This is a genomic window from Helicobacter bilis (assembly GCF_900198365.1).
In the GTDB taxonomy this organism is placed as follows: domain Bacteria; phylum Campylobacterota; class Campylobacteria; order Campylobacterales; family Helicobacteraceae; genus Helicobacter_A; species Helicobacter_A bilis_B.
The window spans coordinates 43,109-66,252 of sequence record NZ_FZMS01000038.1 but is presented as its reverse complement, the minus strand read 5'-3'; the positions used below and the strand labels follow the sequence as shown (position 1 = coordinate 66,252).

The window sequence follows — 23,144 nt, the reverse complement described above, 5'->3', positions numbered from 1 at the left end:
ATGCAGTTTTTTTATCATAAAGATTCTGGATTAGAATCTATTACTCTAGATTCTAAAGACGCGCATTATCTATTTCATGTCCGCCGCTTTAAGCAAGGCGAGACCCTACTTACCACAAATCTTAATGATATGCAGCTTTATAGCTATCAGCATGAAAAGAAAAATACCTTTAAACTCATAAGTTTACATAGCAAAGCAGCTCCACCAAAAGCCTATACGCATATTTTGCTTGCAATGATTGACTTAAAAGATATTTATGATATATTACCTACTTTAAATGCGTTAAATGTCGCTTCTCTTCAACTTTTTTACGCAGACTTTTCACAGAAAAATCGCAAAATTGATATGCAAAAAGCACAAAGGATACTGCAATACTCATGTATGCAATGCGGACGCATGAAACCGCTAGAGATTGCTATACATAACAACTTAGAATCTGTTTGCAAAGCTTTTCCAAATGCTATCGCGATTGATTTTTTAGAATCTGTAGAAACTTTAGAATCTGGGCGGACTGCGGAGGTTAGGGTGCAAAATGTGGAGAAACTAGAATCTAAAAACAACAGGGCGATAACACAAACAAACAAAGCTTTAACTTCTTGTCATGTTGAGCGTAGCAAAACATCTAATATAGAATCTACACGGAGTCTAAATTCTAGCAACTATCATTTTGATCTTAAACACAACAACAAAATATCTAATTTCAATATAGAATCTAAAAGAGATTTTTTGCCTATGGCTCAAAATGACAAGGATCTAGATTCTAATAAATACAACCAAAACCACGCACAACAAACTTTTGAAGATCTCACGCAACAAGAGCGAAGAAATATCGCTAAAAATGGAATTATTATTGGTTGTGAGGGTGGCTTTAGTCAAAAAGAGCGACATTTTCTACATACAACACAAAAGATATATCCGCTAAAAGCACCATTTATTCTTACTGCCCATCTCGTAAGCACTTACATCGCAAGTCTTTGTGTGTGAAATATAACAAAATGTCAAGTTTTTGTTAAAAATATATTGCATATCCTGCTTTTTTATAGACTTTTATGCTGGAAAACATTATAATACGAATTTATTTTAGCTTGTTGTTGTATTAGATTGTATAGCGTATGGTTTGTATTTGTTACAATGTGGGATAAGCAAAATACACATTTTATCAAGCTATATTCTATAAGGAACAGAAATGCCAAAAGTCCTTATTATAGATAATGATATAGATCTCCAAAAGTCCTTGCATAGCAGTCTCTGCCAAGCTGGTTTTGAGACATTATGCCTGAGTGATGTTTCTATGATTCTAGAAAAAATCGCACAAGACGATATTGATGCGGTGATTTTAGAGCTTTTAGACCACGAGATTGATGGCTTTGAGTTATGCGGAAAGATTAGAAGCCATACGCAAATACCCATTATCATTTCATCAAAACTTACACATATAAGCGATAAAATCCGTGCGTTTGAGCTTGGCATAGATGACTACATGACAAAGCCTTATGAAGCAGTTGAGTTAATCGCAAGGATCAAGGCTTTGTTGCGAAGGATTGAGCCACGAAAAAGGGTTTTTGGTGCGTTAAATATTGATGCAAAAAGACGCACAATAAAGCTTTATAATGAAGACATTGAGCTTACAAACACAGAGTTTGATATTTTACTTTTTTTGGTGGATAATCGCTTACAACCTGTAAGCAGAGAGAGGATAGCACACACTATTAATGCGATTCATGATGACACGGGATTACGCAGTATCGATACACATATTAGGAACTTACGCAATAAGCTTGGCGATTCTGCTAAAGAGCCAAAATTCATTCAATCCGTATGGGGCATAGGCTATAAATTCTGTCTTTAGATTCTAAAATTTACAGAATCTAGCCCACATTTTTCACATAAAGGATCAATATGAGACATTACAAAATCACAGCAAAGGGTAAGGTACAAGGTGTAGGGTTTAGAAACTTTACGAAAGCCTATGCAGATTCTAAAGGGTATAAAGGCAGTGTGCAAAACCTTGCTAACGGGCATGTAGAAATATTTGTCAGCCTTGAAGATTTAGGTGATTTTCTAGCGGCATTGCAAAAAGGTAATGGCAGAATGAAAGCGAGTTCTTTTGAGATAGAACACCTTTCTTCCTTAGAGTTTTCAAGCTTTGAGGTATTACCTTAATGAATCTTTTTTTATCGCTTTTTGATATTGCTACTTACATACTTTTTGTATTCGCATTATCTTATTATCTTGCGACTACGCTTCAATGGTATAATTACAGCTTTTTGCGTATCCTTACAAAGCATCATAAAAGTATATGGCATATCTATTATTTTGTTGTGCCGCTTGTTATGTATGCGGGGCTATCGATGTTTTATCATGGTATGCTTTTTTATGGATATTTTTATTTGATGTATTTGCCCCTGCTTTTTTTGTGGTATAAAAGCCTTGATAAAAAGCTTGTATGGACACAAAGGGTTAAGCGATTATTTGCATTTATCCTGCTTTTTACTATCCTTAGTGTGTGCTTGTGCGTGTTTGTTTTTCATACACATATATATGCTTTAGTGCCGCTTATTTTAGGCTTTTTATGTGCGAATGTGTATGAGAGTTTGCTCTTTAGAATCTATGCAAAAAAAGCACATAATAAATTGCAACAATTACAGAATCTAAAGATTATTGCAATTACTGGAAGCTATGGCAAAACAAGTATAAAAAACTTTATCGCTCAAATCTTGCAACAGCAATTTAGTGTCTATGCAACGCCACGCAGTGTGAATACCTATAAGGGCTTAGTCGCAGATATTAATCAAAATATTAATGCTACACATGAGATTTATGTAGCAGAGGCAGGGGCTAGGCAAGTCGGGGATATTAGAGAGATTGCAGAGCTATTACAGCATCATTATGCAGTGATAGGCAAGATAGGACACGCACATATTGAATATTTTAAAAACATTGAGACAACGACAAAAACAAAATTTGAACTGCTATATTCAACAAGGCTTACACATGCGTTTGTGCAAAAGGATAATAACTATGCAAATGCCCTGCCACCGCAATTTGAAGCAAATATGAAAAAGATTGTAGCCTATCCACCAACGCTTAAAGATATAGAATCTACACTTGAAAAAACTTCTTTTAGTTTAGAGCTAGATTCTGTTTTTGTGCCATTTACATGCAAGATATTAGGGCGGTTTAATATCGATAATATCGCGGTAGCCATTATGATTGCAAAAACGCTAGGCATGGATATAAACGCATTGCAAAAAGCAGTAGCAAAACTCACACCTATACCACATAGATTACAGCGGATAGACACAGCACAAAAGGTTATCATTGATGATAGTTTTAACGGGAATCTTGAGGGCATGAGTGAGGCTATCCGCCTTGCTTCACTTCATAATGGGAGAAAAATCATCGTAACACCGGGTTTAGTCGAGCATGATGAAGCAAGTAATATAGAATTAGCACAAAAAATAGATAAAGTGTTTGATATAGCAATTATCACAGGTGATTTAAACGCAAAAATCCTTGATACACACATAAAAACACCGCAAAAAATCATACTCAAAGACAAAACAAAGCTAGAAGAGATACTAGCAGAGAGTGGCAAGCAAAATGATTTAGTGTTATTTGCAAATGATGCACCAAGCTATATTTAAATAGAGTTATGTGTGATGGGATAGCATTTGGTTTGTGTTTCGTCAAATTGTAAATCACAGCTTAACACCATGCGACTAACCCATAGGCTACTTATTTTCGCTATTTGTATATGTGAGTGATAGAATCAATTACATGCCAAAGTTTAGATTCTGAAGTTATATTTCTTATCGCTAATAAAGAGCTATTCAAAAGCATCAACCATAAAGCCCTGAATCATTCAATCTTAAACCAATAATCTGATACCTGTTACACATGCGAACACATATTAACATCACTGCGTGATACACTTGCCTACAAACGAATCATGTTTATAAATATTTTTAACACCCTGCTTGCATTATGAATGCGGTTTTAATCTTTTGTCTGCTAGTAATTTTGTATTGCCTGGTTTGCAACACTTTGTAAAGATACAATGCGATATATCAACACTATACAAAAATCAAATAAAAAGTCTATATTTTAAGTTGCAATGGAGTGTTATTTTACTTGCAATTTTATATAGTAATTAAAAGTTGTTAGGTTAAAGTTATCGTGATACAATTTTGCTTTATTTGAATATGAGTCTTTGCATAATGTTTGTTTGTAAAGGCAATTGATTCTAAATATAGCAAAGCCACAAATGGATTAAAAATGACAATACAAAAAAGAGATGGAAAAGATAGGAAAACACAGGATTCCAAAGCGAAAAAGGATATAACAAATACGCAAGATTCTAAAATAAAGACTCATGCAGTAAAAACACGGAATCACAATGTAAAAAAAGATATGCCAAATCTACAACATGTTACCACAAAAGAAGCACAAGATTCCAATATTTATTCATATCATTTAGATGAGCTAGAGAGTCTTATAACCCCAAAATTTAGGGCAAAGCAGATATACAACTGGCTGTATAAACATTATGTCAGCAACATAGAATCTATGAAAAATATCCCAAAAAACTTACAAGAGATTCTAAAGCAAACTTTTAATTTCCCAAATCTAAAGCCCATACGCATAGAAGAAAGCGGGGACGGCACAAAAAAATATCTCTTTCAAACAAGCGATGGAGCGACTTTTGAGAGTGTGTTTATCAAAATGCGAGAGAAAGAGTATGATGAAAATAATCGCGTGAAAAAAAGTGAAAAATATACCTTTTGCGTATCATCGCAGGTTGGTTGCCGTGTCGGCTGTGCGTTTTGTTCTACCGCAAAGGGTGGCTTTGTCCGCAATCTTAGTGCCGGTGAGATTGTCGAGCAAGTCGTAGCACTCAAACGCGATAACAACCTGTCCGCACACAAGAGCATAAATATCGTGTTTATGGGTATGGGAGAGCCACTTGATAATCTCAACAATGTCGCAAAAGCTATAAAGATTCTAAGCCATGAAGAAGGGCTTTGTATCGCTACTCGCAGGCAGACTATCTCTACAAGCGGCATTGCCCCGCAGATAGAAAAGCTGGGAGCTATGAATCTTGGCGTGCAAATCGCCCTTTCATTGCATGCAGTAGATGACTCGTTGCGTAGTCGCCTTATCCCTATGAATAAGGTTTATAACATTGAGCGGGTATTGCAGGCGTTAAAAAACTTTCCACTTGATACACGAAAACGCATTTTATTTGAATATTTAGTGATTAAGGATATAAACGATGATTTAGCAAGTGCGAAAAAGCTTGTAAAACTTCTACATGGTTTTAGGGCAAAAGTAAATCTTATCCCCTTTAATCCACATGCAGAAAGTGAGTTTCAACGCCCATGTATTGAGAAAATGCAAAGTTTTGCTGACTATCTTTATAAGCGGGGTATTGTAGCAACGATACGAGAATCTAAGGGTATTGATATTAGTGCTGCATGCGGGCAGTTGAGGGCAAAGCATGTAAAGATTCAATAAAATGAAGCATAGACTAGACATTTTGGTTTTTGTCAATCTGGCTTTTGCATATTCTGTGATGCTATCATAAAACTAAATTTTAAAACCCACTTTCGTTGATCTTATATTTTAAGCCTAGAGATTATACGCAGAATTAGAATCTCCAATTTCTATAAGTTATAACGCCCTAATTCTTTCTCCAAAGATTCTATAAAAGCATTCCTATACGGGGCATTTTCAGGTAAAGATTCTTTCATTAATGCAAGGTTTGCTAGATAATCATTCATTTGTAACATGCCCTTTGTAAGCTCGAATTTTAAAAATAACCAGTAGGTATTTAACACATCGCTTTGGCAATAGAAATCAACTTTTGCTAAATCATTCTCTTGAAAAATTAGCTCATACACTTGCGAACCACTCACTTCATATTTTCCCATAATACCTGCCATCTTGCAAAGGGCATCAAGGCTAAGCGCCCTTGTCGCACCATAATTTCCCAGCGTATCAAATAAGTCAAGGTGGAATCTCTCACTATATCTTTGACGATAATTCTCCCATTTGTTTTTCCCAAATTGCTGATTATCTGTCTCATAATAGCCTGACAGATTGATATTATATTTCAGCGATCGAATGCCAATGAGAGGCATATCATAACCCCTGCCATTAAAGCTTATAAGTCGTGGATTTTGCTTGTTTAAAAAGCTGCTAAACTCTTGCAATAAGCTTTCTTCTCTATTCTCCAAAGGCACATCTTTTGCAAAATGCCCCACTTTGATAAAGTTACCAAAATCATCTGCTAACACACTTGCAATAGACACAATCTTATGAAAACTAAGCGGTAAAAACTCACTTCCACTACTCTCTTTTTGTGCTGCAAATGCCTGTTTGCATATCTCCATAGCATCGCCTTCATAATGATAGGCTGCCTGTAATAGCTCGACATCTGGCACACTCTCAATATCAAAAACACAAATCATATAGAATCCTTTTGTTATATTGAGCTGATATTGTATTGCTTAGATATTAATTTTTAAATTACATGTATGTGAAATGTGATAAAAGTAAGCTTAAAATGAGTGTATATGACAAAGTTTCTACACTTTATACTTATCGTTTGTAACTGAGGGTGTTTTCACAACTGCGGTAATGCAATCACTCAAGGCTAAAAAGTCACTAGATTCATTTGGCTCTATTACAATAATATCGCCTTGCTTGTATTCCTTGCCGCTCATGCGGACACTTCCTGTTACAATCACGGTGATTTCTGTGGCAATTTTGTGAGTATGGCATTCTTCATAATCGCCTTTTTTGTAATATTTGATACCTACTTCAAAATCTTTAGTTTGAATGACTGATGGAGTAAAATCACCCACAAACCAACCCCGTATCATAGAATCTAAATTATAAAGCTGCATATTATCCCTTTGGCATATCAAGATATGCACGCAATTCTTTCATTAAAAAAGTTTCGCCACTCTTTTCCCACTCTATAATATCCACACCCTCTAGTAAGATAGAATCTAGTTGCAAAGAAAACTCGATCAAAGTAGTGTTTTCACAAACAAAGATGTTTCTTGCCTTAAAATTTAATGTATTGCAGCCATCAAAGATACCCTGCATTGCTTTTAAACACGCTTCCTTTCCTTGAATCCCATTTACTGCATTCTTTTTAATCTCTGGATCGCATAGTGTAAAATCCGCACATAGCATATTAGAAATCGCATTTATATCCTTTGTGCCAAAGGCTTTTATGTAGTCTTGTGTTAATTGCTTAAGCATTATATGTCCTTTCAAACTCTGTAATCTTAGCAGGACTATAAAAAGTATGATATTGTTCTGCCGGTATGTTATAAACGGCAATTTTTTGATTTTTTAAAATCATTTCATTAAGACAAGGGGCAATATAATATTTTTCTTCATGTGCTATTTCTTTATAAATCATGCTTTGTGTAGATTCTACAAAATATCTTCCGTGTTTAAAATAGAAAAATCCTGCTATGGCATTTTTACTTAATGGCACTTTTTCGGCAACTTGCACAACAAAGCCATCATTATCCAAACACGCATAAGCATAGCGTGGATGAATGGAGGGAAATGTAATAACGCCCGCATCAAAATCCGTAAAATATTTTAGAATCTTAGATAAATCACAATCTAAAATTTGATCTGCATTGCATATAATAAGCCCATTATCATTATTAATGTATTCAATCGCAAATAACGCACTACACGCCATACCTGCAGTGTCATTTTTTAACACGATAAATTCAGTATTTGGACTTAATAGCTTGATTGTTTTATCTAAATGATATTTATTCACATACATTTCACGCAATACAAAGATAAATCGTACATTAGGAATTGAAGCAAGATTTTCTAGACAATGCTCTATCATAGTCTTACCGCAAATCTCAATAAGTGGTTTGGGAAAAATATTGATACTATCATCAAAAAACATACTTTTTCCTGCTAAAGGTATAAGCACATTAATCATTTGCATTCCTTTCAAAATGTTTTATATGCGATTTAATATTATCTAGATTCACATCTAAAACGCTTTGGACTATCATCACATTTGCCCCTGTCGCTTTAGCTGCTTTAATGCCATGGTCATTATCTTCTACTATCATTACTTCGTCTGGTTTAAGCTGAAATCGTCCTATTGCCTTATTATAGATTTCTGGGTCTGGCTTTGGCTTTTTTACATCTTGGTTTGAGAGATAGAAATCAAGGTATTGTAAAAGAGCTGATTTTTGCATCATGGTTTCAATGGTTGCTTGTATTGAGTTTGAGCATACGGCAAGTTTGTAGCCCTCTGCTTTTAGCTTTGAGAGAGCGTATTCATGGATAAAAGTTGGCTTACAAGAGGTATAGACAATCTGCATGGTATAGAGTTGCTTCATTTGATTGATAAAATTATGAAGTCCCTTTGGCAGATTTCTCTCCATAGATAGCATTTCTAACTTTTTCTTTGTTGGCAATCCATCAAAAGTAACTAAATGGTCATAACGGCTAATTTGCATGCCAAATAGCCCTAATGCTTTATTTAACGCTTCATAATGCCAATCTTTTGCTTCAATCAACACTCCGTCCATATCAAAAATAACCGCTTTTATCTTAGCCATGAAAAAACTCCCTTGCTGCTTGTGTATAATCCGTGCAAAGCATGATTTTATTATGCAATTTATGCTTATTTATAATGTATCTATACTCTTCCCATTCACGCCAAAAATCTCGCTTATGTAAATCTGGTGATACAATGCAAATTTGCTTATTTTTATCCAAATGTTTAAGAATTATTTCTTCACTAATCCAATGATTACAAAACTCATCAAGCCATACACCCTTTGCTTTATCATACAATGCAGGTATTTTTTCATATTCACTCTGCCTTGTAAAGACATTCATATCATGTTTTACATAGTGAAGCATATCTGGCAAGGACATATCAAAGACAAAGTAATTATTAATGCAATATTGTTGCAATAGCTTTTTTAGTGGCACACAAAGTCCATCTGCTTTGATATTTAGGGCAAGTGTGAGATTATTACCATGTTTTTGATATGTTTGCAAAAAAGTCTCAAAAGATTCTGCATTAGAATCTGCCATATCATGCGAAATCACTAAATCCAAACAATAATCTCTAATATCTGTCTCAACACCATAACCCAAACCAAAACTCTCACAAAAATTTTGCAAACTATTTCCAGATTTATGTGCCTTTGTGTTGGATTCTATGTTTCTTTTTATTGCGTTATTTTCATTATGAGAAAATGCGTTTTTTCTTTCTATGTCTGTTTTTATGTTAGATTTCACATTAGATTCTATAACTGCATTTGCCTTTATATAATGGTTCAAACCCCTATGTGCTAAGATAATCATCGCCTCTATTCTCTCTTTATAAACTCATGTCGCAATTTACAAAAAAAAAAAAAACGATTTGCAAATATTTTGATTTTTTTATGTGATTATCATCTTTTGTAAGATTAGAAAAACAATCTATTTTGTTTTCTCTGACAATTTTTTACTCCATAAAATTGATGGGGTGTTAATTTTATTTTTCTTATTTACTTTGCAATAACCTGATGAAAATTTAGCAAATGATACACATAATGTTTCATTAAATAGTGCCCTCAGGTGCCTGGACATACTTGCATCATTAGACATAATCCAGTTATCACTTTGAAACCTAGTGCCACAAACATTATAATCCCAATCGTCCCAACCAAACTTTACCTTGTTTGTCCTCTACAATGAAATACCGCTTACCATTATTCTTAAAATAGTCTTTAATGTATTGCTTTTGCAAACCCACATCATTGTAGTTGGATTGAATTCATATTTTAGACTACAGCACAATTTTATGATAAATGCCATACTTGTTATGCTAAATACAATATCTAAGAATCTAGAATCTTCTGTATATCTTCTTTTGTGATTTTTTCGTGTTCTATAAGCGTAGTGGCAATGCGTTCGATATAATGTTTATTTGCAATGATAAATTCTTTATGCTCTTGCTTTGTAGATTCTAGGATCTCTAAAATATCTTCATAGTCAGTAAGCAACCTTTCACCCATGCCATAATCTTCACACATTTTTTTTGCAATGAGTTTTGCCCTCTCAATATCATGTTGTGCGATTGTGGCAATACCTATGTTATGGACTTCAAGGGCTAGATTACCACTCAAGGCGATTTTTATTTCTGCGATGAGATTGTCCCTTGTGTAGTAATCATAGTTAGTATTTTGCGGTTGAGATTCTATCGCGGTATCAATCAGCATGATTTTTTGAAAATCTGGTAAAAGCCAATATTGCGATAAACCTTTTGCGGCATTATAGATAGCAAGCATTTGCTTTTCTTGTTTGCTTAGGGCATTTTGTCGCCTTTTGCCAAATAGGACTTTATGACTTGTGTCTGTTATGTCTTGCATAGTGATTGTATTGCGATTATGACGCAGGGCATTGATAGCAGCTTCATTTACAAGTGATGCAATATTTGCCCCGCTAAAGCCCACACAAAGCTTTGCTACTTCATGCAAATCAAGCGTATAAGCACGATTGCGTAAATGCACTTTTAGAATCTCTGTGCGTTCATTTAAGTCTGGCAAATCAACATAAATGCGTCTATCAAATCGCCCACTACGCAAAAGTGCGTGGTCCATAACATCAACTTGATTAGTCGCACCGATGACAATAACACCGCTTTGATCGCTAAAGCCATCAAGCTCGATTAATAGCTCATTTAGTGTGCTTTCCCACTCTTGATGATTATCCACACCCCTTGCTTTACCGATGGCATCTATCTCATCAATAAAAATTATGGCAGGCGCACAAGCCCTAGCCCTAGCAAATAGCTCTCTTACTCTCTGTGCGCCAACTCCTACATACACTTGCACAAAAGATGAGCCGCTATGATAGAAAAAAGGCACACCACTCTCCCCTGCAATCGCCTTTGCAATCATAGTTTTACCCACACCGGGCGGTCCCACAAGTAAAACCCCTTTTGGCAAATATATCCCTAAATCTTGATATTTTTTTGGATTCTTTAGATAATCAATGATTTCTAATAAATCATCTTTTGCTTCTTTAATCCCGGCGACATCGCGGAATCTTACCGAGCTTTTCATAGGCTCTAGTGTAAGCGACATTTCAGTTGTATCATCACTATATGAGTTTGTATCTGTATTTGTAGAATCTTTATGCCATATTTTTGGCTCAATCTCTTCATAGAGTATATAGAGTATAACCCAGCCTATTAAAAACACAACTATTGCATAACATATCTTCATTATAAGCGAAGTTTTAGGGGCAATAACAGGCAGTCCATTGTCTATAAAAGAGAGATAAAGACCACAAGTTTTTTTAATATTTGTCATCTTCTCTCTATCTGTTTTAGAAACAATTCTTGCATTTAAGCAGCCATATAGCTTTGTTGTTAGAATCTTATAAATCTTTTCATCTGCCATATAGAAATATGTGTTTTTCTCACTGACTAGTATTTGCTCGACTTCTTCTTGTTGTAATGTCTTAACTAGTGTGTTAAAATCAATTGAAGTTGCATTCTCTTTTATAAGAATATAACTAGTGATACTAACGCATAACGCCCAGATACACAAAATAATTGTAAAAAGCCACTCTTTTAACCACGCCATTTTATCCCCATGATATAGTGTGTCGTATAAATTGTATTTTCCTTACGAATCTAGATTCTTGTCATATTTGCAAGTGTAGGCAAGAGTTTCGCTTGTGCGAACATGACGAAAAAGGCGAAATATCTTTGCTTGAATCTTCTTTACATTTTCCATACCAGATGTTTCGCTCCGCTCAACATGACAATATAGAATCAAAAAGAATCTAATTTCCATTCACTTGCACCCTAAACCCTGCACCACCTATAAAAGTATAGATTCTAAAATTGCACCTTAAAAACCAAGTAGCTAAATCTAAAGCATTAAAGATTCTAAATTATAGAATCTAGCTACTCTTTAGCTTCAGAATCTATGCTTTGTTCTATTTGCTGTGGTTCTGGCATAGGTTCGGCTAACTTTGGATTCAGTAAATGATAAATATTATAAATAAAAATAGCACTTACCATAAGTGGTGCTAAGATTCTAATCGCAAAAAGCCAAAAGTAAAACATAAAGGGTGTAAAGTAATGGCTAGTCCATTCTCTTAAATGCTCTGTTTTAATCGCATAGCCCACAAAGATTGTCGCTAAAAGCCCACCAAGTGTCATAATGATATTCGCACTAAGCCAATCCATCCAGTCAAATAAGCTTTTTCCAGCAATAGTCAATTCCTTATGCCCTTCATTAAGCGAGAGAATAAGCACAGAGCCGATTAAAAACACTACAAGGCTAACAACCCATGATAGCATAACTTTATTTTTCCCTGTTTTATCTTCAAGCCATTTTACTGCTGGTTCAAGCAATGAAATCGTGCTTGAAAGCCCTGCAAAGCCTAATCCAATCATAAATAACACACAAATCACGCTACCTACTGATCCCATCTTCCCAAATAAAACAGGAAGCGTGATAAACACGAGTCCAGCCCCTGCACCAACATCATCTTTAGTCCCATACTCAAACACAAAAGTAAATATCATAAGCCCTGCAACAATGGAGATAATAATCCCGGGGATAAGCACCCACATAGCCGCACTGAAAAGATTCTGCTTTTTCTCTGTGAAAGCTGCGTAAGTAACTATGATACCAATACCTAGAGAGAGTGAGAAAAAGAGCTGTCCCATAGCTTCTATCAATACTTTTGGTGTGATTTTGCTAAAATCTGGGGCAAACATAAAAGCTACACTCTCACCAAATGAATCTAGCGTCATAGCATAGATAAGCAAACCAAAGAAAATCACAAATAATAAAGGCATAAGTGTGAAATTCAGCTTTTCAATCCCGCTTTTTACACCCTTTGCGACAAAATATGCGGTTAGAATCATAACGATTGCAAAACTCATAATTTGTGCTTCAAAGTTTTGAGTGAGATTCCCAAATAATGTTTTAGAATCATCTATATTTGTAGGTAAATGAAAGCTTACCATACCAAAATAATACACCACCCAGCCAAGCACGATACAATAAAAGGTGAGAATAACGGGACCGCCAATAATAGTAAATCCAACCCAATGCCATTTTTTATGATTACTCTCATCAAGCTCATAAAAGGCATCTTGTGCGTTTTTCTGTGTGCGATTCCCAACAAGCATTTCAGCAATCAGCATAGACACACCAACCGCCACAGAGATAATGAGAAATAAGAGGATAAAAGCAGCACCGCCATTTTGCCCAGCCATAGTAGGAAAACGCCAAATATGCCCCAAGCCTATGGAGCTTCCAAGTGTCGCCATGATAAAGCCAATTTTAGAAAAATTTGTCATCTTTAACCTTTATTGAATCTTAAAAATCTAGTGTCCTTGTGTTTTTAACAAATCACAGATTATAGCAAAGTTATGGCAATATGCAATAATGCGATGCAAAAATAATGTTTTTGTGGAAATAATGTTATAAAATCAGTAGAAAATCTTTAGAATCTTTGTTTAGAAAATGTTGTAGTTTGTCGATAGTTTGCTATAATTACCGCTAGTTTTCTATAGAAATAGAGGTAAGTATTTTGTTTCAAGGAGGCTATGATGGAGACACAAGGAAGTTCATTATCATCATTGCAACACCAAATTATGGCTTTTATAAGCAGCGGAGGATTCGAGCAAGGAAGATCAAATACTCCAGCAAAAGCACATGAAGAAAAACAGGTAGCTAACACCTATGATGATTCTCAATTGCGAGAGCAAATGACGGAGTTATCGCGTAAATTGCAAGAAGAAATGAGTAAAGCAAATACAAATATTGACTTTTCTTACAACGATGAGATTAAAGCGCTTGTAGTAACCGTGCGTGAAGCGACAGGACGGCGAGTTATACGAGAGATTCCATCGCCAGAAGCCATTGAGCTTATGATGAAAATGCGTGATATGGTCGGCAATATCTTTGATGAAAGAGTTTAGATTCTACGCCTTTATGGGTTGGTGCAGGGTCTAGGGTGCAAAAATGGAATTTAGATTCTATAACAAATTGTCATATTGAGCGTAACGAAATATCCAATATAAAAGAGATATTTCGTGCTTACGCACTCAATATGACAAGGATTAGAATCTAACATGATAGTTTATTATGTTGATAGTAAAGCTACTTATTTTTTTGATTCTAGATTCTAAGATTGTTGTATTCTAAGTAATTATCATATACTAATGCTTGTCATGTTGAGTGTAGCAAAACATCTAACACTAGAGAATCTAAATTTAAGCGACTTGGAATCTAAGTTGCGTAAAATCTAAAAATCTAATAAAATTTAGATTCTAAACTTTTAATTTCTATATGCTTTGCTTGATATTTGTTTTTTTTTTTTTGTAGAATTTAATTTTAGCTTAAAGGATAGTTATGGGATTTAAAAAGTTTAATGGTAAAAATGTGTTTTTATCAATGATTTTATGTAGCGTTGCTTCTTTTTCACTCTTACATGCGGATAATTTAAAGGAATGCGAGAGTGAAGAAGATAAAAAAGCTGGGTGTGTTGAAAAAGTTTTCTATGAAAATGGGAATCTTTTCATTGAAACGCCATATAAGAATGGGGTAATACATGGTGTGAAAAAAGTTATTTTGAAAGCGGGAATCTTTTGAATGAAATGCCAATTAAAAATGGAAAAATAGAAGGTATAACAAAAGCTTACTACGAAGATGGGAATCTTTTGAGTGAAATGCCGCGTAAAAACGGTAAAAGCGAAGGCATGGCAAAACGCTATTATCCAAATGGAAATCTAGCGATAGAAATCCCATATACAAATGACAAGATAAATGGCATTATAAAAGTGTATAATGAAGGAAAAAAGCTTATCTGGCAGGCAAACGCCCAAAATGGCAAACTTGTTAGTGGGAAATGCTCTAGTGGTAAAGCCTTTACAAGCGCTCATCTTACAAGATTAACAAATGAAATAAATGAGGGTAAATGGGGTCGTTACTGGTATGATATATGTGAAAAATAAATGAAATGCAGATTCTATACCACTTAGGGTGGCTGCAGTGTTTGGGGTGCATTTACAAGATTTTAGGAATTTTAGAATCTTGTGCTAAAAGCGTGTTTGCTCCTATATCAAAAAAATGCTAATCTACCTGCTAAATGCAGTGAATTTTTAAGAAAATTCGCCCATTGTTGTTGGATTTATCGTTAGATTCTGTTTGATTTGTCATTGTAAATTCCTTGTGTTAAAATGAGAAGGGAATCTTATATTTTTTTGTTTGTCAAGTAAAAAATTTCTGTAAAATTTCCGCCAATTTTCCACCGCATTTTCACTACATTTTTTTGCTAAACTTCTTGCGTTAAATGCTAACAAGATTCTAGCCTTTCACATACTTTTGCAAATGTGCTTTATATTCGCTTATGTATCGCTCTATTTGCGGATTTTTCACCACATAAGCCTAACATCTAGTGTAGCTCAAGGGGAAATGTGAGATTCTTATCACTGACAAGATATGATAAGTGGCTGAAAAATTTGTTATACTTCTGCTTTTTGTAATCACAAAGGAATGCAATGGCAAGAAATGAGGTAAAAACAGATTCTTGGGTGAGGGATTTATTAAAGGTTGCAAACATACCTTTTGCAGAGCAGGGAGGAGGAACTAAAGAGCTAGATGAAGCGTTTAAAACTGCTTCCAAAGCCCTTAGCGGTAAAGCAGGCTATCCAGACTTTTGTGCGGTGGTAAAAGACTTTGTATTTGTGTTTGAAAACAAAGCAAATATAGATAAGCATTGCAAACTAGATTCAAAAAATTGCATTGATTTAGAAAATGCAGATTCTGTAAAAAATTATGCCGTTAATGGTGCGATTCATTATGGCAAACACTTAGCCAAACACACAAATTATAAAAAGATTATTGCCATAGCTGTAAGTGGCAATGAAAAACGCCATAAAATCACGCCTTATTTCATCAATGAAAATGGCTTTGTAACTAAGGATTTAAAAGATTTAGAAGACTTTATTGTTTTCAGTGAAGATAATATTGAAGAATACTATACTAAAGAGATTCTAAAAGAACAAACTAGCCAAGAGAAAACAACAGAGCAACTTCTAAAAGATGCGAAAGAATTACATGAAGATTTACGCAACTATGGCAATTTACGCGATACTGAAAAGCCTATCGTAGTTTCTGGTATTTTACTTGCCCTAGAAGAGATAAAGCATAAAAACTTTGATTTAGAACGCTTAAATGGAGATGACAAAACAAGCGATGGGAGAAAAATCTATGAAGCCATAGCAGGTAATTTAAACCGCGCAAAAGTCAGCCCTGAAGTGAAAAAAGATAAATTATTAAGTCAATTCTCTATCATAAAAGATACACCAAAAATCAATGAAACTAACAGCACCTTAGGCAAAACACCGCTAAAACATTACACAGAATTTCTCTATAAACGCATTTATCAAAATATTAAATACACGCAAACAAGCGAGGATATTTTAGGATTATTTTATAGCGAATTTATGAAATATGGCGGTGGCGATGGACAGACTTTAGGCATTATACTAACCCCTAAGCATATTTGTGAGCTTTTTTGTGATTTAGTGGAGTTAAAACCTAATGATGTTGTATTTGATCCTTGTTGTGGAACGGCTGGATTTTTGATCGCTGCTATGCATAATATGCTTTCACAAGTTACAGATGAGACACAAAGGCAACATATCAAAGAAAATCAACTTTTTGGCATAGAAGAAAAGCCTGATATGTTTTGCATTGCCACGACTAATATGATTGTGCGTGGTGATGGTAAAAGTAATTTAGAAAATAAAGACTTTTTAAAGCAAAATCCCTTTGAGCTTCAAAAAGACATAGCCGCAAGCATTGGTATGATGAATCCGCCCTATTCTCAAGGCAGCAAGGCAAATTCAAATCTTTATGAAATCGCCTTTAGCGAACAGCTTTTAGATTCTCTCACTAAAGGTGCAAAAGCGATTGTGATAATCCCGCAAAGTGCCGTTACAGGAAAAAGCAAAGAAGAAAAGGCGATTAAAGTAAATATTTTAAAAAAGCATACCTTAGAAGGTGTCATCACTTGTAATAAAAATACCTTCTATGGTGTAGGCACAAACCCTTGTATAGCCATATTTACTGCGTGGATTCCACACCATAAAGACAAGATTTGCAAATTTATAAATTACGAAGATGATGGCTTTGAGGTGCAAAAGCATAAAGGCTTAGTAGAAACTATACACGCTAAAGATAAAAAGGCACATTTGCTAAAAGTCTGGCGTGATGAAATGGAAGCAGAATCTAAATTTTGCGTGAAAACTACCATAGAAGCCCAAGATGAGTGGCTACACAGCTTTTATTATTTTAATGATGAGATTCCAAAATACGAAGATTTTGATAAAACAATGGCGGATTATCTCACATTTGAATTTAATATGATAACGCACGGACGGGGATATTTATTTGGTTTAGAGGGAGATGATGATAGATAAAGAAATATATCAACGACTTTTTTCACAAAAAAGACTAGATATCTATGCGGATTTGAAAGAACATTTAGATAATTTTAAGTTAATAAACTCTATCGCAGCAAAAATGGGGCTTATAGAAATTGTGCTAAGAAATAGCATTGATTATATGGTAAGCATAAATGATAATGAGTGGATTTTAAAATCTCTTTTAAATACCAAGTTAGCCCATCATCAAGCATTATCGCAACAGAGTTTGGGCTTTTGGCTAAGAGTAGTGGATTTTTACAAGATTCACAATCAGCTTTTTACAAATAAGTTTTTAAAAAGCTTAGATTTTAAGCGGTATTTTATGGGGAATAGGAATAAGGGCTTAAGAGATTATCAAAAAGTAAGTTTATTGCTACTACTTTTTAAAAATTTACGCAATAGGGCATTTCATTTTGAAAATCTCTACAAGCTAAATAATGATAACAAGCCGCGATTAAGTGCGTCTATACAAAATAAAAACAATCAAAAAATGATTATAAACCTAGCAACAGAAAATATTGAAATCTTTTTAGATGATATATTGATGGGTTTAGTAGAAAAATCTTTAGAAAGAATAGGGGAAAAGGATCCCCTCGAAACAAAAAGAATTGTAGCAGAATTAAATCAAGGAATCAAGTAAGGAGACAATATGAATGTAGATTCTATGAAATGGGGCGAGTTTAAAATTTGTGATTTGTTTGAAATAGTAGGCACTTATACTACGCACCCAAGAGAGCTTATGCCAAATGGTAGAACACCTAGAATAACTTGTGCAGCAACCAACAATGGATTAGACAACACTTATCAAAATGTAGCCACAGAAAAAGGTGGAGTTTTAAGTGTGGATAGTGCAACTATAGGCTATATAGCTTACCAAGAAAATGACTTTATAGCGACCGACCATATAGAAAAAATAATGCTTAAAAATGGCAAGACCATGAATCGTTATGTTGGATTATTTATTAAGCAATGTATTGATAGTGCTGTTTTGCAAAAATATGGATATGGATATAAATTTTCACAAACTAGAATTAAAAAACAAATTATTAAACTCCCCATAGATTCTAAAGGTAATCCACACTATGAATTTATGGAATCTTATATGCGTAAGCTAGAACAAAAGCACTTAACAAAAATCATAAAATACTATAAAAATAAGCTTTTAGATTCTAATGGGGGGGGGGGGTAATATTTGCCACCCACCTTATCTTACTGAATCTTCACTTTGCTATACCGATTCTATATCCTGCTATACTGATTTTTTATCGTGTCATACCGATCTTTTGCCTTGTCATACTGAGCAAAGCGAAGTGTCCCAAAGACATAACGAACAATCCCGCACTTTTACAACAAAGCAAAACCTTGCAACTTTCCTTGAGGGTAGCCTAATGGAAATTGCAAAGAATGAATTAAGTTTAGAATCTGTGCAGTGGGGCGAGTTTATTGTTGGCGAGATTTTCAAAATAACAAATTCAAAGCCCTATCATAAAAATAATTTACAAGTAGGCAAAGGAAAAACGCCCTATATTACTAGAACTTCTTTTAATAATGGTTTGGAAGACATTGTAGAAAATGAAAACTTCTCTTTAAACCCAAAAGATACGATTAGTTTGGGTGCTGAAAATGCTGACTTTTTCTATCAAGGCATAGAATACATTACAGGCAATAAAATGTATTATCTTAGCAATGAAAGGATTAATAGATATACAGGGTTATTTATCGCACAAGTTTTGCAAAAAAGCATTGAAAGTTGTGGTTTTGGATATGGAAAAGGCTTGACAGGCACAAGATTACACAATAGAAAAATAATGCTTCCCTTAGATTCTAATAATCAACCCAACTATGAATTTATGGAATCTTTTATGAAAAACTTAGAGCAAAAGCATTTGCAAAAAATCTTAGCTTATTATACACATAAACTAGATTCTAGCGGGGGGGGGGGGTAATACCCTTTGATTATAATGATTATTGCGCTTTTATAGAATCTAGTAAGCAAGATTCTACCTTTTCTTATACTTGTAACCTTGATAAATTGCAATGGAGAGAGTTTGTCGTAGGTGAAATATTTGAAGTAAAAGCTACAAAAAATGGAATTGATAAAAATAAGCTTAGTGGCAAAAAAGGTAAAATCCCCTATATCACACGCACAGAAAATCAAAATGGCGTTGATGACTTTATCGCAGAGCAAGAAAATTATCTTAAAAATGAACGCAATGTAATCATTATAGGGCTTGATACGCAAACTGCTTTTTATCACAATAGTGAGTTCTACACAGGACAAAATATCCAAATTTTAAAAAATGCAAACCTTAATCAATACAATGCTCTTTTTATGATACAAGCCTTAAGAAACCTGATGACTAAATTTAATTGGGGAGGCAATGGGGCAACGCTAACAAGACTAAAAAGAGGTAAAATTCTTTTACCCATAGATTCTAAAGGCAATCCAAACTATGCTTTTATGGAATCTTTTATGAAAAACTTAGAGCAAAAACATTTGCAAAAAATCTTAGCTTATTATACACATAAACTAGATTCTAGCGGGGGAGGGGGGTAATACCCTTTGATTATAATGATTATTGCGCTTTTATAGAATCTAGTAAGCAAGATTCTAGCCTTTCACATACTTTTGCAAATGTGCTTTATACTCGCTTATGTATCGCTCTATTTGCGGATTTTTCACCACATCATTACACATAAAAATCGGCAACCACGCAAAAGCACAAAACTCGTGTGCCTTGCGTAAATGCAAATACACACCTTCCACGCCCACGCCTTCAAAAAAGCCATTAGATTCTGTAAAAGCTTCTTTTGGAGCATTCCAAGTTACACTAAGCATTACTTTTTTATCCCGTGCTAGTCCGCCACTGCCATATTTTAAGCTCTCATTCGCACGACTTCGCCCATCATTTGCAAACAAAATAGAAGCACCATTAAGATACACTTCATCAATATATTTTTTCACAATCCAAGGCTCACCCATCCACCACGCAGGCATTTGATAAATAATAAGGCTAGATTCTTTAATTTTTGTTATTTCCTCTTGTGGTGTGTAGCCTTTATCGATGATAGTCTCTAGCACCTTATAGCCCTTAGATTCTAAAAACTCCTTTGCCACGCTTTGCAAAGTGCTATTAAGCCTTGTGCCATCATTGCCAAACTTTTTACTACCATTTATAAGTAATGCTTGCATATTGAATCCTTTTGCATAATTTTGAATGATAGTATAACCTGACACCTAGCGTCTGTCAAGGGGGAATCTAGCAAAAGTTAAATCCCCCTTAATCCTTATCCCTTTCCAATCGCATTCTAAATAGCATTGTAGCTACACCCATAGATAAAAGCACAATGGCACAAAGGGCGGTGTATTGCGTATTAAGCAGTGAAATGCAAAGTCCGCATAGAGCCACGCCTGTGCTTATGCCGATATTTGCGATTGAGAGAAATAAACCATTGGTAAAATCAGGGGCTTGTGGATAGGGGTGCGTTATCACATAATGTGTGGCATTATTGACAACACCCGCTAAGATTCCAAGCAGCACCGCAAATATAAGCAGCACAACCCCTTGCTTTGCAAACACAAATATCAACGCATACAAACATATCATTCCAAGCAAAGTCGCAAGAATGGTAGCGTTTGCATTTTTAGCTAGAGCCTTTCCAGCGATGATATTACCCACGATATTCATACTGCCATACACCGCAAGCACAACGCTAATAAAATCAAACGACACTTGTGTAATGCTATGTAAAAAGTCCGAAAAATAAGAATAAAATCCAAGAACCCCAGCATTCACGCACACAACTGCAAAGATAGACACCCATAAAAATGGGAATTTGAGAATCTCTAATTGTGTAGTGATTTTGGGGGCTTCATTGTTTGTCATATTTTTTGGCACGAAAAGTAGGGTAGCAATAAATGCAAGGCTTGTGCAAAGGGCGAAAAACCCCATAGCAAAAGCAAAGGAATAATTCCCTCCTAAAAAACTTGCAATAGGCACACCCAAAACCATACCTGCAGAAAATCCCGCAAATACTTTAGCAGCGTTTTTAAGAGATTCTTCTTTGGTTGCAGCAAGTGAAGCAGCCATACTTAAGGCAAGGGCAATATAAATAGGCTGAAAAAATGCAGGGATAGCACGAAAAATAAGCAACGCCAAAAAGCTATCCACAAACGCCGCCGCTAAGGAAGTCAGGCTAAAGATAGCGAGACAAAAAAGCATAAGTTTTTTTGGGGCAAATTTTGAGCCAAGCAAAGGGGCAATAGGCGCACAAAACACAATCATTAATGCAAATACACTCACACTCCAGCCCGCATCATCAATCGATACGCTAAATTTCTGTGCTACAATGGGGACAATCCCCATCATTCCAAGCTCTGTGCTTAAAATCCCAAATACACCAAAACATAAAATCCACAATAAAAAATTATGATTCATCTTTTTCCTTTTCGTATAAAAATAAATGTGAAGTGAAAGTATAAACCTGACACCTAGTGTAGCTCAAGGGGGAAAATAAAAATCTATATAGTTTTAGAATCTTCCCATATCAAAATACTCTACCTCTATAATCCCTGCATTAGATTCTAAAGTGTTTTTAGAATCTTTGAAAAATGTTGTAGCCAATTGCTATCATCTTTGTCTATAAATTGTAATTGCCAAATTTCTTACTGCCATTTCTAATTTTCACTCATTATAAAAGTCATCTGCCTGTGCTTTAGAATCTAGCCTTGTGAGTTTAAAAATCACTGGGCGGATTCCATCATTGCACGAGTTTATCGCTACACCGGGCTTTTTAATCCAATCTTTAAAATAAAATACGCTGTCTTTATCGCTATGTGCGAGTGCAAACACATATTGATAAATCGCCTTCCACGCCTCATCGCAGAATCCTTGCGGTTTATCAAAGCCAAGTGAGATAAAACTCTCTCCAACCTTGTGTATAGGACACACGCATTCCACGCCATATTCTTTAGCTAATTCTTCATCAAAATGCGTTTTTATCACTTCAATTTTGACTTTATTCATCACTATTCCTTTTCTAAATCCTAAAATTTACAAAATTATAAATCAAAGCTCACAAAAATACAATACGCAAAATAAAGTAATATACTTACTAAAAGTAGAGTAAAATACGCATTCGCATTTAAGCTATCTAGCTACAAATAAAAAAAGGTGAAAATATGCAGAAAAATCCAAAAAATACAGAATCTATCCATAATTGTTTGCTTTGTGAGAGTCCATTTGCCTACACTTTAAGTCTTATTAGCGGCAAATATAAGATGACTATTCTATATGCACTTCATCGTTTTGAAGTTGTCCGCTATAACGAGCTAAAACGCTACATTGATGGCGTGTCGTTTAAATCGCTTACAAATGCGTTGCGAGAGCTTGAGAGTGATGACTTAATCAAACGCAAAGAATATCCGCAAATCCCGCCTAAAGTTGAATACAGCCTATCATCTCGTGGGAAATCACTTATACCGGTTCTAGATTCTATGTGTGAGTGGGGACAAGCACATAAAAAAGAAAAAAACAATACACAGCATCGCTTTCTTGCAGTTAAAAATAAAAAGGACTAAAAACCAAACCCACTCTCTTATCATCTCTATATCACGCAAGAT

Annotated in this window: 26 protein-coding genes; 14 read left to right on the top strand and 12 right to left on the bottom strand. The window is 34.9% G+C overall.

The features are described from left to right. The 5 genes from C6H08_RS05935 to rlmN all read left to right on the top strand — a co-directional run bounded on the left by C6H08_RS05935 (position 1) and on the right by rlmN (position 5,517). Positions 1 to 984 (top strand): RsmE family RNA methyltransferase, encoded by a 984-nt coding sequence (locus C6H08_RS05935; RefSeq protein ID WP_034578952.1) that lies wholly within the window; start codon positions 1 to 3, stop codon positions 982 to 984. A 202-nt stretch (positions 985 to 1,186) separates the two neighbouring features. Next, positions 1,187 to 1,849 carry a response regulator transcription factor gene (locus C6H08_RS05930; protein WP_005217340.1) on the top strand — a complete coding sequence of 221 codons (663 nt, stop codon included), beginning with the start codon at positions 1,187 to 1,189 and terminating at the stop codon, positions 1,847 to 1,849. Positions 1,850 to 1,899: 50 nt separating this feature from the next. After that, positions 1,900 to 2,163 (top strand): acylphosphatase, encoded by a 264-nt coding sequence (locus C6H08_RS05925; protein WP_034564239.1) that lies wholly within the window; start codon positions 1,900 to 1,902, stop codon positions 2,161 to 2,163. Continuing rightward, on the top strand, positions 2,163 to 3,647 hold the full coding sequence (locus tag C6H08_RS05920) for a Mur ligase family protein (protein ID WP_052099944.1): 1,485 nt from the start codon (positions 2,163 to 2,165) through the stop codon (positions 3,645 to 3,647). The genes C6H08_RS05925 and C6H08_RS05920 overlap by 1 nt, the downstream gene beginning before the upstream one ends. A gap of 766 nt (positions 3,648 to 4,413) precedes the next feature. Then, complete coding sequence (rlmN, locus tag C6H08_RS05915) at positions 4,414 to 5,517, top strand: dual-specificity RNA methyltransferase RlmN (RefSeq protein ID WP_034564815.1); 1,104 nt, start codon at positions 4,414 to 4,416, stop codon at positions 5,515 to 5,517. A gap of 149 nt (positions 5,518 to 5,666) precedes the next feature. On the opposite strand, the gene C6H08_RS05910 is transcribed toward rlmN, so the two are convergent. The 9 genes from C6H08_RS05910 to C6H08_RS05875 all read right to left on the bottom strand — a co-directional run bounded on the left by C6H08_RS05910 (position 5,667) and on the right by C6H08_RS05875 (position 13,384). Then, a complete protein-coding gene (locus C6H08_RS05910) occupies positions 5,667 to 6,473 on the bottom strand; it encodes a 3'-5' exonuclease (protein WP_034578949.1) in 807 nt (268 codons plus the stop codon). A 117-nt stretch (positions 6,474 to 6,590) separates the two neighbouring features. Next, positions 6,591 to 6,911: a hypothetical protein gene (locus C6H08_RS05905; RefSeq protein WP_034564234.1), complete on the bottom strand. Its 321-nt coding sequence runs from the start codon at positions 6,909 to 6,911 to the stop codon at positions 6,591 to 6,593. Position 6,912: 1 nt separating this feature from the next. Beyond that, positions 6,913 to 7,275 carry a nuclear transport factor 2 family protein gene (locus C6H08_RS05900; protein ID WP_034564232.1) on the bottom strand — a complete coding sequence of 121 codons (363 nt, stop codon included), beginning with the start codon at positions 7,273 to 7,275 and terminating at the stop codon, positions 6,913 to 6,915. Further along, positions 7,268 to 7,990 carry a glycosyltransferase family 2 protein gene (locus tag C6H08_RS05895; protein WP_034564230.1) on the bottom strand — a complete coding sequence of 241 codons (723 nt, stop codon included), beginning with the start codon at positions 7,988 to 7,990 and terminating at the stop codon, positions 7,268 to 7,270. The genes C6H08_RS05900 and C6H08_RS05895 overlap by 8 nt, the downstream gene beginning before the upstream one ends. Then, entirely contained in the window at positions 7,983 to 8,621 is a 639-nt protein-coding gene (locus tag C6H08_RS05890) for an HAD family hydrolase (protein ID WP_034564228.1), read from the bottom strand. The genes C6H08_RS05895 and C6H08_RS05890 overlap by 8 nt, the downstream gene beginning before the upstream one ends. Continuing rightward, positions 8,614 to 9,378 carry a PI-PLC domain-containing protein gene (locus tag C6H08_RS05885; RefSeq protein WP_034564226.1) on the bottom strand — a complete coding sequence of 255 codons (765 nt, stop codon included), beginning with the start codon at positions 9,376 to 9,378 and terminating at the stop codon, positions 8,614 to 8,616. The genes C6H08_RS05890 and C6H08_RS05885 overlap by 8 nt, the downstream gene beginning before the upstream one ends. A 518-nt stretch (positions 9,379 to 9,896) precedes the next feature. Continuing rightward, complete coding sequence (locus C6H08_RS05880; RefSeq protein ID WP_104686135.1) at positions 9,897 to 11,648, bottom strand: AAA family ATPase; 1,752 nt, start codon at positions 11,646 to 11,648, stop codon at positions 9,897 to 9,899. 42 nt (positions 11,649 to 11,690) lie between these two features. Continuing rightward, entirely contained in the window at positions 11,691 to 11,861 is a 171-nt protein-coding gene (locus C6H08_RS11275) for a hypothetical protein (RefSeq protein WP_158656818.1), read from the bottom strand. 113 nt (positions 11,862 to 11,974) lie between these two features. Next, positions 11,975 to 13,384, bottom strand: a complete 1,410-nt coding sequence (locus tag C6H08_RS05875; RefSeq protein ID WP_034579085.1) for a sodium-dependent transporter — start codon at positions 13,382 to 13,384, stop codon at positions 11,975 to 11,977. Positions 13,385 to 13,636: 252 nt separating this feature from the next. On the opposite strand from C6H08_RS05875, the gene C6H08_RS05870 reads away from it, so the two are divergent. The 8 genes from C6H08_RS05870 (at position 13,637) to C6H08_RS05835 (ending at position 20,078) form a co-directional block, all read left to right on the top strand. Continuing rightward, the gene (locus tag C6H08_RS05870; protein WP_104686134.1) at positions 13,637 to 14,008 is read left to right on the top strand and encodes a flagellar protein FlaG; all 372 of its coding nucleotides are present in this window, start codon (positions 13,637 to 13,639) and stop codon (positions 14,006 to 14,008) included. A 433-nt stretch (positions 14,009 to 14,441) separates the two neighbouring features. Further along, complete coding sequence (locus tag C6H08_RS11940) at positions 14,442 to 14,681, top strand: toxin-antitoxin system YwqK family antitoxin (protein WP_233708500.1); 240 nt, start codon at positions 14,442 to 14,444, stop codon at positions 14,679 to 14,681. 5 nt (positions 14,682 to 14,686) lie between these two features. Next, the gene (locus tag C6H08_RS11935) at positions 14,687 to 15,043 is read left to right on the top strand and encodes a toxin-antitoxin system YwqK family antitoxin (protein ID WP_368494322.1); all 357 of its coding nucleotides are present in this window, start codon (positions 14,687 to 14,689) and stop codon (positions 15,041 to 15,043) included. Positions 15,044 to 15,589: 546 nt separating this feature from the next. Next, positions 15,590 to 17,515: an HsdM family class I SAM-dependent methyltransferase gene (locus C6H08_RS05855; RefSeq protein ID WP_034579083.1), complete on the top strand. Its 1,926-nt coding sequence runs from the start codon at positions 15,590 to 15,592 to the stop codon at positions 17,513 to 17,515. Then, on the top strand, positions 17,502 to 18,161 hold the full coding sequence (locus tag C6H08_RS05850; protein WP_080745649.1) for a hypothetical protein: 660 nt from the start codon (positions 17,502 to 17,504) through the stop codon (positions 18,159 to 18,161). Before C6H08_RS05855 ends, C6H08_RS05850 begins: the two co-directional genes overlap by 14 nt. Before the next feature lie 9 nt (positions 18,162 to 18,170). Then, positions 18,171 to 18,710, top strand: coding sequence for a restriction endonuclease subunit S (locus C6H08_RS05845; RefSeq protein ID WP_104686133.1), 540 nt, complete (start codon positions 18,171 to 18,173; stop codon positions 18,708 to 18,710). Then, a complete protein-coding gene (locus C6H08_RS05840) occupies positions 18,694 to 19,467 on the top strand; it encodes a restriction endonuclease subunit S (protein WP_138196170.1) in 774 nt (257 codons plus the stop codon). The genes C6H08_RS05845 and C6H08_RS05840 overlap by 17 nt, the downstream gene beginning before the upstream one ends. A gap of 86 nt (positions 19,468 to 19,553) precedes the next feature. Further along, positions 19,554 to 20,078, top strand: coding sequence for a restriction endonuclease subunit S (locus tag C6H08_RS05835; RefSeq protein ID WP_052099961.1), 525 nt, complete (start codon positions 19,554 to 19,556; stop codon positions 20,076 to 20,078). Positions 20,079 to 20,132: 54 nt separating this feature from the next. On the opposite strand, the gene C6H08_RS05830 is transcribed toward C6H08_RS05835, so the two are convergent. From C6H08_RS05830 to C6H08_RS05820, 3 genes are all read right to left on the bottom strand, one after another. Beyond that, positions 20,133 to 20,714 carry an NAD(P)H-dependent oxidoreductase gene (locus C6H08_RS05830; protein ID WP_034563621.1) on the bottom strand — a complete coding sequence of 194 codons (582 nt, stop codon included), beginning with the start codon at positions 20,712 to 20,714 and terminating at the stop codon, positions 20,133 to 20,135. Positions 20,715 to 20,802: 88 nt separating this feature from the next. Next, complete coding sequence (locus C6H08_RS05825; protein WP_034579147.1) at positions 20,803 to 21,960, bottom strand: MFS transporter; 1,158 nt, start codon at positions 21,958 to 21,960, stop codon at positions 20,803 to 20,805. A 246-nt stretch (positions 21,961 to 22,206) separates the two neighbouring features. Next, positions 22,207 to 22,548: a TIGR04076 family protein gene (locus C6H08_RS05820; RefSeq protein WP_034579144.1), complete on the bottom strand. Its 342-nt coding sequence runs from the start codon at positions 22,546 to 22,548 to the stop codon at positions 22,207 to 22,209. A gap of 155 nt (positions 22,549 to 22,703) precedes the next feature. Between C6H08_RS05820 and C6H08_RS05815 the strand changes: the two genes are divergently transcribed. Further along, positions 22,704 to 23,102 (top strand): winged helix-turn-helix transcriptional regulator, encoded by a 399-nt coding sequence (locus C6H08_RS05815; protein WP_052099959.1) that lies wholly within the window; start codon positions 22,704 to 22,706, stop codon positions 23,100 to 23,102. Positions 23,103 to 23,144 lie beyond the last annotated feature (42 nt).